The sequence below is a fragment of the Rhodococcus erythropolis R138 genome, from assembly GCF_000696675.2.
Lineage (GTDB): Bacteria > Actinomycetota > Actinomycetes > Mycobacteriales > Mycobacteriaceae > Rhodococcus_F > Rhodococcus_F erythropolis.
Map to the genome: position 1 here is coordinate 92,501 of NZ_CP007255.1, position 15,000 is coordinate 107,500.

A 15,000-nucleotide genomic window follows, 5' to 3' on the forward strand; every position below is an offset into this window, starting at 1 on the left:
ACCATCACCACGACCCTATGGCCGCCGCTCCGGGGCAACTTTTCCAGCCTATCCCATCATGATCATCGGCGCAAACCGATGCACATTCGGGAAGAACTGGAGGTGAAGCACAACCATACACGATGGAAACTACTTCGAAATTTGGTCAGGCACTTCGTACAACCTCGTGTCACTCGCCGTGAAGGCGGGAGTCGGTGTCCGTGTCGCTCTGACTTGGAATAAGTTACGCGTCCGCCGAAGTCTTTGCCAAATCCACAGGTCAGAGACTCGGAGGTATCCATTTCCCCAGCAAGATTGCCCGTTTCAGTCGATTTTCACCAATTCGGACATCATGTGACGCCGGACACCGTGGCCGGATCGGCACGCAGCGAGAACTCACACCACTTGGACTCGGATACCTGCATCCTCGAACAACGCGACTTGCTTTGCGTCTACTGCAGCATCGGTAACCAGCACGGCCCCCGGCGGTATCGGCGCCCACGCATGGAAAGGACGTTCACCGAGCTTGGCGGAGTGGGCGAGTATGTAGACCTCGCCGGCACGTTCGATCATCATTTCCTTGAGCCGGGTCTGATCGAGCTCAGCTTCACAAATACCCAGGTCAGCGGTAACCGCATCGGCACCGAGGAATGCCTTGTCAAACGACACCCGCTGCAGCGACGCTTCTGCCAGTGGCCCGACGAATCCTTGACTGAGCTGCCTCAGCGTCCCGCCGAGACATTCGACTCGAACACCATCAGCGTCGGCTAACGCCTCGAGCGCCGTCAGCCCTGCAGCGATCACCGTCAAATTCGTCACGTGACGTAAGAACTCTCCCATCGCTCCGACGGTGGTACCTGCATCAAGGAGCACGGTTTCTCCGGGCCGGACCTGCTCAGCAGCCCATTCGGCGATGCCCCGTTTGGCGTCGAATCCCTCCATTGCGCGTTGACGCAAGGAGGATTCCGGATGAGGGTTGAGAGCAATCGCCCCGCCGTACGTTCGAGCAATTACTCCCTGGGCAGTCAACTGACTCAGGTCGCGACGAATCGTAGATGCAGTCACCCCGAATTGGACAGACAGATCCTCGACACTGGCCAGACCGCTGGTGCGAGCGAGCCTCGCAATCTCCGACCGCCTCGCCTCCGACTCCCGGATGGCCATCGCTCCTCCCCCCTACAAACCCTGGTGCTTACTTGGAAACGAATGTGCTGGTTGCCAATTCGGCCGCCTGCCGCAGCGCTTCGACCATACTACCGGCCTCGGCGATGCCCTTACCTGCAATGTCGAAAGCGGTTCCGTGATCGACGGAGGTACGGATGACAGGTAACCCGACGGTGATGTTGACGCCGGCCTCGATCCCGAGAACCTTGACCGGGCCGTGCCCCTGATCGTGGTACATCGCAACGATCAAGTCGTAGTCCCCACGTCCAGCGAGGAAGAATGCCGTGTCCGCCGGCAGTGGGCCGTGGACGTCGATTCCTTCTGCCTTCAAGAGTTCGACGGCGGGAATGATCTTCTGCTCTTCCTCTCCGTACCCGAAAAGCCCGTTCTCCCCCGCATGCGGGTTGATCCCGCACACGCCGATTTTCGGAGATGGATTGCCCGTGCGCACCAAAGCTTCGTGACCTCGACGAATGGTCCTCTCGACCAGGCCGGGCTCGATCCTGGCAACTGCATCGAGCAGTCCGATGTGAGTGGTCACGTGAATCACTTTGAGCTTGGGGGTCGACAACATCATCGACACCTCCTCGGTACCGGTCAGGTGCGCAAGCAATTCCGTGTGTCCGGGATAGATGTGTCCTGCCGCATGCAGCGCTTCCTTGTTCAGCGGCGCCGTGCAGATCGACTGGACTTCACCGCGTACGGCGAGTTCGCTTGCGACGCGGATATATTGATAGGCCGCATCCCCCGCGACTGCCGACAGTTCACCCCAGGCGAGATCCTCGGGTAGCAAGTCCAGGTCGATGACGTTGATCCGTCCATCGTTGAATTCAGCATCCTTGATCTCCTCGATCGCGACCACGTCGACGTCGATTCCGAGCACCGTGGCAGCCAATCGCAAACGCTTCGCGTCGCCGACAACAACAGGGCGGCAACGCTTTCTCGTTTCGGCGTCGAGGAGTGCGGGGACGATCACTTCCGGTCCGACGCCGGCGCCGTCGCCCATCGTGACAGCAATCAGCGGCAGTGGAGTGGATTCGATTGACATGGGATTGACCTCGTTGTCTGAAGGTGGACTGTCCGGAGCGTCGACCGGGATGGGGCGCGCGAGAAACTTCGTTATAGAGAAAAGACTGTGTGCATTCCCGAAACTGCCTGGCCGCGTGACGATGTACCGTCCGGTGTGGTCGACGGAAAGTACGGCGCCGTGTTCAATTTCGTAAATCGGTGACAAAGTGTCGATCCGCAGGCGGTCGAGAACGCTGCGCGCGGTTTCGCCACCGGTAAGAACCAAGTCGATCGGGTACTCGCCGTGGGAGAATCCTGCATCGACGGCAGCGATCAGATCGGCGAGAGCCGAAACGAGATGGACGGATTCTGCAGGCACGACAGGTCCACTTACCGAAACCACGACGTTTCCGCGATCCAGTGCGTTCAGAATCGGAAGCGGATCGACCGAATGCGCCAGGAGTTCAGCACTGTTCACTTCGATATGGTGCGCACCTGAATCCCGAAGCAATTCCACTTGGTCCCCGGCAGACGCATCCGCCGTCCCCACAACCACCAAAGTAGATCGAGAATCACGAAGAGATGGACGCACGACGGGTGACTGCACGGTTCGTCGTCGTGCCACTGCCGTCGCGAGCGCCGAGGTTCCTACCAATCGAGAACCCCGAACCTCCTGTGCTGCAGCCACAATCAGTTCCAGATCACTGTCGGTCTCGACGTCGCAGATCGCCACCGACCCGGCTTCTGAGATCGACGCAAGAACCTGACTCAACCGCCCGGAGCGAATGTCGTCCAGCGATACGCCAGAAGTAATTGCCGACGAGCCGAGCGCCTCCGCAATCGACCGAGGAGCCGGCTTCGACTCCGCGCGCCACAGGGCGGTGGCGTGCAACGCAACCCCATCGACCAACACCACCCCGCCTTGCACCGTGCGCCCTTGCCTGGGCAGTCCGGCGGCGACGATGACCGGGGATCCGTCGCGGGAGAGTTCTCCAACCTCCGCCGCTATGTTGCCCCTGAGCAGGGAATCGATCTTCTTGACGATCTCGGAGCCGTCAGACGATTGCAGAACTGATCTCACGTCACGAGAGGCTCTGGCGGGGTCGGATCGCCGTGAGTGCAGATCGAAAACCGTCACTCCTGATCCGTCGGGCGCACCTGGGCCGAGTCGAAGCGATATGCCCGAACTGCGGAGCAGAAATCCTGCGGCCGACTCCGCGGCTCCGGAAAGATCATCAGCGATGATTACCAGTGGTTTCATCGAATTCCTCGACCCCCTTTCGGTCTGAATCGAGTATGCACAGCATCGCAACCGATGCGCGAAGTACGCAATCGAAGTTACGGGACTTGCGCGAAGTGCGCAACAGTGCCATTGTGAGCTGAGTTACAAGCGAGAGCCCGACGCAATTGTTCACCAACAGTCCGCTCGGAGCGTCGCCCCCACGCTGCCCCGTCAGGATCGAAAGGTCACCGATGACCAATACTCGTTTGCGAACACCACAGCTCTCCCGGCGATCCTTTCTGCAGTTCACCGGGCTGATCGGTGGCGCAACGCTTCTGGGCACGACTGCCGCGTGCGCCGGCCCTACCGGGAAGCCGACCCAGGACACCCTGGTGCTCGGGCTCAACCGTTCGCTCGTCAGCCTCGACAACAAACTCAATCAATTCGACGCAGCAGTCACGGCTCAACGTGGCGTCAGACAAGGTCTCACCCGGATCGGCGACAATCTGACACCGCAACTCGTTCTCGCTGACAGGTTCGAATCGACCGGCCCGACCGAGTGGACGGTTCGACTCCGCGAGGGCATCCGTTACTCCGACGGCACACCTGTGCTGATCGACGACGTCACGACGGCAATGCAGATGTACCAGCAGGTCAGCGGATCGTTTGTCGCACCGCAGTTCCCCGAGTGGCCGACGGTCGTGCCCATCGACGATCGCACCTTCATCCTTCGGACGAATTCCCCGGTGCCGGTTCTGGACTCGCTCATGTCCAACATCTTGATCACCCCGGCCGCTGCCAACGAACCCAACGAACTGCAGAGCGGAATCGGGTCTGGACCGTTCGTCGTCAGCGAATCGAACCGGGGCACCGGCGATTACACACTTGTCGCCAATGACAACTACTGGGGCCCGGCCCCTGGCGTTCGTCGTGTTCAGGTCCGCTTCATTCCCGAAGAGGCCGGCCGCGTCGTCGCACTTCGGAGCGGCGAGGTCGACGTCATCGACTCGATCAGTCCCGATTCCGCCGAACAACTCGCCGACCTGCCTGGTGTCCAGGTGGACACAGTGCCGAGCACACGCATCAACCAACTGTTCTTCAACTTCCGCAAGCCCGCCGATCACCCACTGTCCAATCCGCGTGTCCGAGAAGCTCTCACGTATGCCATCGACGGTGAGTCACTCGCTCGGGACGTGCTGATCGGATCCGCAGTCCCGGCCACCGGCCCCGCACCGTCGACCTTGGACGGAGCCGTGAAAACCGGTACTTACCAATATGATCCACGGAAAGCGCGGCAGATGCTCGAGGCCGAAGGCGCCGACGACCTCGAACTCACCTTCATCTGGGAAACCGGAGAGTTCACCAACGACGTCTCGGTGATGGAATCGGTACTCGAAATGATGAAGGCCGTGGGAGTACGCGTCAAACTCCAGCAGTTCGAACCGGGCGGTGACATCTCGTCCTGGCGCCAGGGCAAGACCGGCGACTGGGATGTGCTGGGCAACGGCTACGGCAACCAGACCGGACTTGCACTGACCACGTTGCAGGGGATGTACGCCGGCACAGCGGAGAAGGAAGCAACTCGCGACACCTATCACGGGTACGTCTTCCCCGAAATCACCGCGAAGATCCAAGCCGCATCCAGTGAACCAGACCCGACCAAGCGCGCCGCTCTACTCGACGCCGCACAACAAGACATCTGGAACACCTGGCCTTGCCTGTGGAGCTTCGTACCCAACGCACTCCTTGCGAAACGCACTCGTGTACAAAATGTTTCACTGACCCCGATCAACTCCTACGACCTCGGCGCCGTCCGATTGGAGGCCTGAGGCGATGACTCTCACCGCTCCGAAACCGCAAACCGCTCTCGGAATCTCTCCGCGTCGGCGCACAAGGATCAACCCGACCGTCAAATACGTGCTCAAACGCTTGGCACAGAGTGCCTTGACGATCTTCCTCACGCTCACAACAGTGTTCGTCCTGATCCGAATGGCTCCCGGCGATCCTGCCTACGCCTTGGCCGGACCGCTGGCCAGCACGGAGGATCTAGCACAAATCCGTGCTGACATGGGCTTGGACAAGTCGGTGTTCTCTCAATACCTGATCTACCTGTGGGACCTCGTCCATCTGAATCTCGGCACGTCGTACTCGTTCCAGGCGCCGGCCATGGACGTTGTCCTCGGCCGTCTCCCGTACACCATCACCCTTGCCGTCAGCTCCATTCTGTTGACCGCCGTGCTCTCGATTCCGCTGGGCGTGTGGATGGCCCGTCACGCGGACACCCGACGCGAACTCGGTGCGAACGTCGTAGCCGTCGGCGGGCAGTCCATGCCGGAGTTCTGGAGCGGCCTGATGCTGGTGACGATCTTCGCGGTCTTGATCCCAGTACTCCCGGCAGCCGGTTTCACCACATGGCCGTCGTTGATCCTGCCTACCGTCACCATCGCCATCCTTCAGATCGCGTTGATCTCCCGGATGGTTCGACGCGAAATGGTCTCGGCCTTCGCTTCTCCGTACATCACGGTCGCACGTTCTCGCGGAGTATCCGAACGCGAACTCACCTGGCGATATGCGATGCGTAATTCTGCGATTCCGATCGTCACCGCGCTGGGCACCAGATTTGCCGGAATGCTGAACGGCGTCGTGGTGGTCGAAGTCGTGTTCGCCTGGCCTGGTGTCGGCTCGCTGGTGGTCCGTGCACTCGAGACTCGCGACTACCCGCTCATCCAGGCCACCGTGCTTGTCACTGCGGTTCTCGCCGTGCTCGTGCAACTGGCAGTGGACCTCCTCTACCCCCTCCTGGATCCACGCGTGCGACTCGGAAAGGGCGCCAACTGATGACTACCGTCTTGGAACCTCCAACAACTCCACGCGCCAGCGCGGTCACCGAGGCAGACTTCGCACGCGCCGGAGCCACGCGCCGTAAGCGAGACAGCCGAGTCAAGATCTGGGCCGGCTCGATCTGCGCGCTCCTGGTGATTCTTCCTGTTGCATTGGCGGGACTACTCCCCCTTGCAGATCCGAACCAGACCAACCTGAGCAGTCGACGGCTACCGCCCCTCGCCGACGGCCATCTGTTCGGCACCGATCAGTTGGGACGAGATCTCCTCTCACGGATCCTGCACGGCGGCCAGGTGTCTCTGACGATCGGTATTCTCGCCGTGATCGTCTCCGGGGTCATCGGCATAGTCGCCGGATCCGCCGCGGGGTACTTCGGCGGCTGGGTCGACACCGTCATCTCCCGCCTACTCGAAGCACAGCTTTCTCTGCCTCTGCTGATGATGCTGCTTCTCGTCGTTGCGCTGTTCGGTCCGTCCATTCCCGTCATCACGTTTGTCATCGCGATCGCGCAGTGGCCCGAGGTCGCACGGTTGACTCGCTCATTGGTACTCGTCGAACGCGAAAAGCCTTACGTAGCTGCAGCTCGAGTCCTCGGACTTACTCGCATGGCAATTCTGCTTCGTCACGTCATTCCGAACATCGTCAAGCAGGCCTCGCTCGTCGTCCTGCTGCTGCTCGCGCAGGCCGTACTGCTGGAAAGTTCGTTGAGTTACCTCGGCGCCGGACCGCAACGTCCGTTCGCAACGTGGGGACGAATCATCGCCGACGGCCAGGACTACATCACCACGTCATGGTGGATCGTCACGTTGACCGGTCTGATGATCGTGCTACTGGTCGTCGGAGTGAACCTACTCGGCGACGGCCTGCGCGATCGTCCTGCAGGTTCGAAACGACTGGGCGCAAGCCTGTTCGGGCGTGGCAACGCCCAGAAAGCAAAGGCGTGAGACATGGGCAATCTACTACGGGTCGACGACCTCCAGATCGAACTTGTCACGGCGAATGGCGTCATCCGAGCCGTCGACGGGGTGTCCTTCTGCATCGACGCCGGTGAAACCGTCACCATCATCGGTGAATCCGGCTCCGGAAAGTCGACCACGGCCATGGGAATCCTCGGGCTGCTTCCGGACGATCTTGCCGTTCTTTCCGGGAAAGCCGTGTTCAAAGGCCAGGACATTCTCGGAAACACGAAGATCTTGAACGATATTCGTGGAAAACACATCGCCCTCATCCCCCAGGACCCGATGACGGCTCTGAGTCCCGTCCACACCATCGGCAGCCAACTTCGAGAAGCAGTGCGCCACAGCGGTGTGACCGCGAAGAAGCAACAAATCGAGCGGGCAGTGCAACTGCTCGAGCAGGTACGCATTCCGTATCCGGATAAGCAACTCGACAAGTACCCGCATCAACTGTCGGGTGGAATGCTGCAGCGCGTCCTCATCGCCGGAGCTCTTGCTGCCGGCCCCGAACTGATCGTGGCCGACGAACCCACCAGCGCATTGGACGTCACCGTTCAGGCCGGGATTCTGGATCTATTGCTCGAATTGCAGGAACGCACCGGGATCGGAATGCTGGTCATCACCCACGACCTCGGAGTCGCCCGACTCGTATCCGATCGCATCTACGTGATGAAGGACGGACGTTTTGTCGAGACCGGTAGCGCCGACGTTCTCGTCGACTCACCGCAAAGCGCCTACACACAAAAGCTTCTCGACGCCATACCGCACCTGGGGCCTTGGGATGGCGACCCCGCCCGTTCAACACAGATCGGAGCCTCGGCATGAACCCCCACGAAACGCCACTTCTCGCCGTCGAAGATCTCGTTGTCGAGTATCCGGTTCCCGACGGAGTTTTCCGAGCCGTGGATGCTGTGAGCTTCTCGGTGGAAAAGGGCAAGACCCTGGCCATCGTCGGCGAATCCGGATGTGGCAAGTCGACAATCGCTCGATCTATCGTCCGACTCCTCACACCGACCAGTGGACGCATTCTCGTCGACGGCAATGACATCGCGCAGATGTCGGAGAAGTCACTGCGCCCCTTCCGCTCTCGCGTTCAAATGGTGTTCCAAGATCCGTACGGATCGCTGGACCCCCATCTGACTGCCGAGGACATCATCGGAGAACCACTGCGCCTCAAAGGTGTTCGGAGCAAGTCTGAACGCGCCAAGGCAGCAGCAGAACTCGTCGATCGCGTTGGCCTGCCCAACTCGGCACTACACCGGCGTCCGGCAGAGTTCTCCGGTGGCCAACGTCAGCGCATCGGAATTGCCCGTGCACTTGCCAGCGGACCCGAGATCCTGGTCTGCGACGAAGCGACCAGCGCTCTCGACGTTTCGGTGCAAGCGCAGGTACTCGCGCTCCTACGTGAAATTCAGACCGATACCGGTCTGACGTACGTTTTCATCTCACACAACTTGGGCGTCGTCCGAGAAATCAGCGAGACCGTAGTCGTGATGTCGAAAGGAGCCATCGTCGAATCCGGTTCCACAGAAACAGTTCTCGCCAGTCCGCGCGAGCCGTACACCCGCGCACTACGAGGCGCTGCTCTCGATCCCACCACCATGGTCGGCATCAAACCACGCCACGTGGTGGCAGCCCTGTCCAAGAACTTGCTAGCCAAGCAGACCGAATCACGAGGAGTTGCCTGATGACCGCCCCACTCGAGCTTCCGAAACTGGTGCTCGGCACTATGACCTTCGGAGATACGGTCGACATATCGGGTGCCGGATCGATGCTCGACGCAGCACTAGGCGCCGGTATCTCTCACATCGACACGGCCAACGGCTATGCGGGCGGTGAGTCCGAGCGCATGCTGGCAAAGCTCCTCCATGGCCGACGCGATTCCGTCACTCTGGCCACCAAAGCAGGAATGCCACACCCCGATGCCGGTGACAACAGCCCACTCTCGGCAAAGGGACTCCGAGCAAGCATCGAAGGAAGTCTGCGCAGACTCGACTCGGACTACGTCGACCTGTTCTATCTCCATCAGCCGGACCGAACCGTCACGCTGACCGAAACTCTTACCACCGTCGCGGAACTGGTTGCCGAGGGCAAGATCCGCACACTCGGCGTATCCAACTTTGCCGCGTGGCAAATCAGTGAAATCAACTACACCGCAGACACAGTCGGTGCTCCGCGACCGATCGTCGCACAACAGCTCTACAACTTGCTCGCGCGTCGCATCGAAGAAGAATACGCAGAATTCGCGGACGTGACCGGACTGACCACCATGGTCTACAACCCACTCGGTGGGGGCCTGCTCACCGGGCGCCACACCTTCGAGGAAAACCCCGTCGACGGCCGATTCGGCGACTCCCGTCTTGCGTCGATGTACAAGGAGCGATACTGGAACACACAGATCTTCGACGCCATTGCACAACTGACGGCGATCGCGGAACAGTCGGGCATCTCCCTGACCGAGCTTGCGTTGCGCTGGCTGGTCAGCAAGCCCGTCGCCGGATCGCTGCTCCTCGGAGGATCCAAAGTTACGCACCTCGAATCCAATATCGCGGCCATCGGGCGAGGTCCACTCGACGCCTCGACCGTCGAAGAGTGTGACCTAGTCGGTGCCGCCCTACGAGGCCCCATGCCCAACTACAACCGCTGAAACACCCGACCTTCATCAGGAAGAGTTCTTCACTATGTCAGCACAGGAATTCGCCGCACGTATCCGAGGACGCGAACGCATTCTCGGATACTGGTCCGTCATCGACAGTCCGGTCTCGACCGAATGGATTGCGCACGTCGGCTGGGACTACATTGCCCTCGACATGCAGCACGGCCTGATCGGCTATTCGGGGATGGTCGCCGGGCTCACCGCCATCGACTCGTCACCGTCCACTGTCGGGATGGTGCGCGTCGAGGCAAACAATCCGACGCCCATCGGCCGTGCACTCGACGCGGGCGCTGTGGGCGTCATCGTTCCGCTGATCAACAACGCCGAAGAGGCAGCGGCCGCCGTGGCAGCCGCCAAGTATCCGCCTTTCGGCATCCGCTCCTACGGACCCATGCGCTCTCAACTCCGTATCGGCCCCGTTCCCGCCGACGCGAACCGCGACACCGTTGTATTTGCGATGATCGAGACCCCACAGGGTCTGGCGAACGTCGAAGAGATCTGCGCAGTGCCCGGATTGGACGGCGTGTACGTCGGGCCGTCCGACCTACGAATCGCCGTCGGCGGTAAGCACTCCAACGATCCGGACGTCGCCGAGGAATTCGAAGCAGCGCTCACCAGGGTGCGCGAAGCTGCCGCCGTCAGCGGAGTCGCTGCGGGAATCCACACACCTTCCGGTCAGGTTGCGGCACAACGGCTCGGGGAGGGCTACACGTTCGCGACCGTGGCCTCGGACCTGACACATCTGGCGAACATCTCGGCTCAGCATTTGGATGCCGCCAAGTCCTGATCCGGGTACAAAAATGGCGATGCTCCCGCACTTGGTACGGGAGCATCGCCATTCTCGAACAAACTATCGCTGAATCGCCTTGATCTCGAGGAACTCTTCGAGCCCGAACGTGCCGGCCTCGCGCCCGACGCCCGACTGCTTGTACCCACCGAACGGAGCATTCGTGTTGAAGGCGCCGCCGTTCACCTCGACCTGCCCGGCCCGCAGTTGCCGGGCGACGCGATCCGCGCGATCGGGGTCACCTGACCAAACGCCACCGGCCAGTCCGTACTCGGTGCCGTTGGCGATCCGCACTGCGTCGGCCTCGTCTTTGTAACCCATGATCGAGAGGACCGGTCCGAAGATCTCCTCGCGCGCAATGGTCATGTCTTCGGTCACGTTCGCGAACACCGTCGGCCCGACGAAATATCCACTGGCCAGACCGGTTTCGCGACCGTCGACAACCGCGGTGGCACCTTCCGACACACCCTTCTCGATATATCCGCGAACGCGTCCCAGCTGATTCGCGTTCACCAGAGGACCAAGCACCGAAGTCGGCTGAGTCGGATCACCTACCGGGAAATGAGCGGCGACTGCAGCAGCAATTGCCGCTGCCTCATCCACCTTCTCCGCGGGAACCAACATACGCGTCAGCGCCGAACAGGTCTGGCCCGAATTGATGAAGCACTTTGCGACGCCATCCGTGACAGCCTTTTCGAGATCGGCGTCGTCGAGAATGACATTCGCCGACTTGCCGCCCAGCTCGAGCGAGACCTTCTTGATGGTGTCCGCGGCAACGATGGCCACTCGCTTGCCTGCACGAGTCGATCCGGTGAAGGAGACCATGTCGACCTCAGGGTGGCCGGCGATGGCTTCGCCCACTACCGGGCCGTAGCCACTCACCAGGTTGAATACACCTGCAGGCAAACCAATTTCGTCGAAGATGTCAGCGAGAGCGTACGTGATGAGTGGCGCAACCTCGGTGGGCTTGAGAACCACGGTGCAGCCCGCGGCGAGCGCACCGCCGACCTTCAAGACAACTTGGTGGAGCGGGAAGTTCCAGGGAGTGATGGCGCCGACAACACCCGCAGGTTCGCGAACAATCAGCGAATTCCCGACCTCGTGAGCGTCGAAATCATAAGTGCGAGCCAATTCGGCAAATGCATTCAAATTCGCGAGCGGCATTCCGATTTGTACGGGCTTCGCGAATCCGATCGGCATTCCCATATCCTGCGAAACAAGCGCCGCAAGATCATCGGTGCGTTCGGCAATTATCGCCGCGGCCTTGGAAAGATATTCGGCGCGCTCACCGCCGGATAGTGCAGACCAGGCAGGGAACGCCTTTCGTGCTGCCTTCGCGGCCGCGTCGACATCTTCGACAGTGCCTTCGGCGACAGTTCCTATCAGCTCTTCGGTAGCCGGATTGAGAACGTCGATCCGACCGCTGCCAGTGGATTCGATCCAGGCGCCATCAACATAGATTTTGGTGCGGTCGAGAATATCGGTCATCGAAGCCTCCGTAGTCATCACGCGTGCACAGGTGAGGTGGGCCCGATCACACGGGGCACCTCTTCCGAGCCTAGCCACGCTCGACGGGTTCCGTAGCGGGTTAGTATCGCGATTGGCGTTCGACTCACGAGACCTGTGGTGAGCGCAGGCTTTTCGCGGATCGTGTGAACGTATCGTTCCCCTCGTCTAGGAGGGTGAGAGTGTCGTTCGCTCGGTCCCGGACGGGGTGGTGTGCCGGCTGTGCTCCCGCCCCTTGATGGTGTGAACGGGGCGTTGGGTCGATCTGAGGCGACGGACGTACCGTTCGCTCGATCCGGGGGGTGGTTTTTTGGGGGGTGTTTTGGGTACGAGAAAGCCCCCCAACCATCACTGGTTGGGGGGCTTCTCTTAATTTGTGTTCGGCGGTGTCCTACTCTCCCACACCCTGTCGAGTGCAGTACCATCGGCGCTGAAGGGCTTAGCTTCCGGGTTCGGAATGGGACCGGGCGTTTCCCCTTCGCTATGACCGCCGTAACTCTATGAAACTGTCACAGTAACCAACTTCTGATCACCTGGTTTCACCGTGCACCAACCCGAACCCGTTACCGGGTGGATGGATGACGGAGAAAACAGAGTTTCTCATCAGTATCTGTGTGTTGTTTCAGATACCGCACAGTGGACGCGTAGCTTCTTTGTGGTAAGTCCTCGGCCTATTAGTACCAGTCACCTGCATGCATTACTGCACTTCCAGTTCTGGCCTATCAACCCGGTGGTCTGCCGGGGGCCTTACCCCCTCGAGGGGGTGAGAAACCTCATCTTGGAACAGGCTTCCCGCTTAGATGCTTTCAGCGGTTATCCCTTCCGAACGTAGCTAACCAGCGGTGCTCCTGGCGGAACAACTGGCACACCAGAGGTTCGTCCGTCCCGGTCCTCTCGTACTAGGGACAGCCTTCCTCAAGTTTCTAACGCGCGCGGCGGATAGAGACCGAACTGTCTCACGACGTTCTAAACCCAGCTCGCGTGCCGCTTTAATGGGCGAACAGCCCAACCCTTGGGACCTACTCCAGCCCCAGGATGCGACGAGCCGACATCGAGGTGCCAAACCATCCCGTCGATATGGACTCTTGGGGAAGATCAGCCTGTTATCCCCGGGGTACCTTTTATCCGTTGAGCGACACCGCTTCCACTTGCCGGTGCCGGATCACTAGTCCCGACTTTCGTCCCTGCTCGACCTGTCAGTCTCACAGTCAAGCTCCCTTGTGCACTTGCACTCGACACCTGATTGCCAACCAGGCTGAGGGAACCTTTGGGCGCCTCCGTTACATTTTGGGAGGCAACCGCCCCAGTTAAACTACCCACCAGGCACTGTCCCTGAACCAGATCATGGTCCGAGGTTAGAGGTCCAATTCGATCAGAGTGGTATTTCAACAACGACTCCACGATAACTGGCGTCACCGTTTCACAGTCTCCCACCTATCCTACACAAACCGAACCGAACACCAATACCAAGCTGTAGTGAAGGTCCCGGGGTCTTTTCGTCCTGCCGCGCGTAACGAGCATCTTTACTCGTAATGCAATTTCGCCGAGTCTACGGTTGAGACAGCTGAGAAGTCGTTACGCCATTCGTGCAGGTCGGAACTTACCCGACAAGGAATTTCGCTACCTTAGGATGGTTATAGTTACCACCGCCGTTTACTGGGGCTTAAATTCTCAGCTTCGCTCCCGAAGGAACTAACCGGTCCTCTTAACCTTCCAGCACCGGGCAGGCGTCAGTCCGTATACATCGTCTTACGACTTCGCACGGACCTGTGTTTTTAGTAAACAGTCGCTTCTCACTGGTCTCTGCGGCCCCACCCAGCTCAGACAGTAAATGTCGTCACCAGACAGGGCCCCCCTTCTCCCGAAGTTACGGGGGCATTTTGCCGAGTTCCTTAACCATAGTTATCTCGATCGCCTTAGTATTCTCTACCTGACCACCTGTGTCGGTTTGGGGTACGGGCCGTGTGAAAGCTCGCTAGAGGCTTTTCTCGGCAGCATAGGATCACTGAATTCGCCTCAATCGGCTACGCATCACGTCTCAGGCTATGTGTGACCCGGATTTGCCTAGGTCACGCCCTACACGCTTACACCAGTATTACCACTGACTGGCTCAGCTACCTTCCTGCGTCACCCCATCGCTTGGCTACTACCAGATCAGGTCCCATGCATCCACCAACTCGAGACCCGAAGGTCTTCTCGTGGCTTCAGGATGGTTAGTATCACTGATTCACCATGGGCGCGTTCACACGGGTACGGGAATATCAACCCGTTGTCCATCGGCTACGCCTGTCGGCCTCGTCTTAGGTCCCGACTCACCCTGGGCGGATTAACCTGGCCCAGGAACCCTTGGTCATTCGGCGGACGAGTTTCTCACTCGTCTTTCGCTACTCATGCCTGCATTCTCACTCGTGTGGCCTCCACGGCTAGGTCACCCTGCCGCTTCCATGGCCACACGACGCTCCCCTACCCATCCACACACCTGCCAGAAAATCCTTGGATCAACTGGGGGCTATTGCGTGAATGCCGCAGCTTCGGTGGTGTACTTGAGCCCCGCTACATTGTCGGCGCAGGATCACTTGACCAGTGAGCTATTACGCACTCTTTCAAGGGTGGCTGCTTCTAAGCCAACCTCCTGGTTGTCTTCGCGACCCCACATCCTTTTCCACTTAGTACACGCTTAGGGACCTTAGCTGGCGATCTGGGCTGTTTCCCTCTCGACTACGAACCTTATCGCCCGCAGTCTCACTGCCGCGCTCTCACTCACCGGCATTCGGAGTTTGGCTGATTTCGGTAAGCTTGTGGGCCCCCTAGACCATCCAGTAGCTCTACCTCCGGTGAGAAACACGCGACGCTGCACCTAAATGCATTTCGGGGAGAACCA

The 15,000-nt window shown here is 59.9% G+C and carries 10 protein-coding genes and 2 rRNA genes (1 of these 12 running past the window's edge); 7 read left to right on the forward strand and 5 right to left on the reverse strand.

Annotated elements, in window-relative coordinates:
- Positions 1 to 375: 375 nt before the first annotated feature.
- The gene (locus H351_RS00400; protein ID WP_029254353.1) at positions 376 to 1,143 is read right to left on the reverse strand and encodes a DeoR/GlpR family DNA-binding transcription regulator; all 768 of its coding nucleotides are present in this window, start codon (positions 1,141 to 1,143) and stop codon (positions 376 to 378) included.
- Between the two features lie 28 nt (positions 1,144 to 1,171).
- Positions 1,172 to 3,412 (reverse strand): 4-hydroxythreonine-4-phosphate dehydrogenase PdxA, encoded by a 2,241-nt coding sequence (pdxA, locus tag H351_RS00405; RefSeq protein ID WP_029254352.1) that lies wholly within the window; start codon positions 3,410 to 3,412, stop codon positions 1,172 to 1,174.
- 212 nt (positions 3,413 to 3,624) lie between these two features.
- On the opposite strand from pdxA, the gene H351_RS00415 reads away from it, so the two are divergent.
- Genes H351_RS00415 through H351_RS00445 form a run of 7 tightly spaced genes read left to right on the forward strand, consistent with a single transcriptional unit; the run spans position 3,625 to position 10,613 of the window.
- Positions 3,625 to 5,202, forward strand: a complete 1,578-nt coding sequence (locus H351_RS00415; protein ID WP_007732494.1) for an ABC transporter substrate-binding protein — start codon at positions 3,625 to 3,627, stop codon at positions 5,200 to 5,202.
- 4 nt (positions 5,203 to 5,206) lie between these two features.
- Positions 5,207 to 6,211, forward strand: a complete 1,005-nt coding sequence (locus H351_RS00420; RefSeq protein ID WP_007732496.1) for an ABC transporter permease — start codon at positions 5,207 to 5,209, stop codon at positions 6,209 to 6,211.
- Entirely contained in the window at positions 6,211 to 7,158 is a 948-nt protein-coding gene (locus H351_RS00425) for an ABC transporter permease (RefSeq protein ID WP_029254351.1), read from the forward strand. The genes H351_RS00420 and H351_RS00425 overlap by 1 nt, the downstream gene beginning before the upstream one ends.
- A gap of 3 nt (positions 7,159 to 7,161) precedes the next feature.
- Entirely contained in the window at positions 7,162 to 7,995 is an 834-nt protein-coding gene (locus tag H351_RS00430) for an ABC transporter ATP-binding protein (RefSeq protein ID WP_024488052.1), read from the forward strand.
- Positions 7,992 to 8,858 (forward strand): ATP-binding cassette domain-containing protein, encoded by an 867-nt coding sequence (locus tag H351_RS00435; protein ID WP_051253226.1) that lies wholly within the window; start codon positions 7,992 to 7,994, stop codon positions 8,856 to 8,858. Before H351_RS00430 ends, H351_RS00435 begins: the two co-directional genes overlap by 4 nt.
- Entirely contained in the window at positions 8,858 to 9,817 is a 960-nt protein-coding gene (locus tag H351_RS00440) for an aldo/keto reductase (protein ID WP_021334655.1), read from the forward strand. Before H351_RS00435 ends, H351_RS00440 begins: the two co-directional genes overlap by 1 nt.
- Positions 9,818 to 9,851: 34 nt before the next feature.
- Positions 9,852 to 10,613 (forward strand): HpcH/HpaI aldolase family protein, encoded by a 762-nt coding sequence (locus H351_RS00445; RefSeq protein ID WP_019746656.1) that lies wholly within the window; start codon positions 9,852 to 9,854, stop codon positions 10,611 to 10,613.
- Positions 10,614 to 10,676: 63 nt separating this feature from the next.
- Here H351_RS00445 and H351_RS00450 read toward each other — a convergent pair whose 3' ends face one another.
- From H351_RS00450 to H351_RS00460, 3 genes are all read right to left on the reverse strand, one after another.
- Positions 10,677 to 12,101, reverse strand: coding sequence for an aldehyde dehydrogenase family protein (locus H351_RS00450; RefSeq protein ID WP_007732506.1), 1,425 nt, complete (start codon positions 12,099 to 12,101; stop codon positions 10,677 to 10,679).
- Positions 12,102 to 12,497: 396 nt separating this feature from the next.
- Positions 12,498 to 12,614, reverse strand: a 5S ribosomal RNA gene (rrf, locus tag H351_RS00455).
- Between the two features lie 159 nt (positions 12,615 to 12,773).
- Positions 12,774 to 15,000, reverse strand: a 23S ribosomal RNA gene (locus H351_RS00460); it runs 908 nt beyond the window's last position.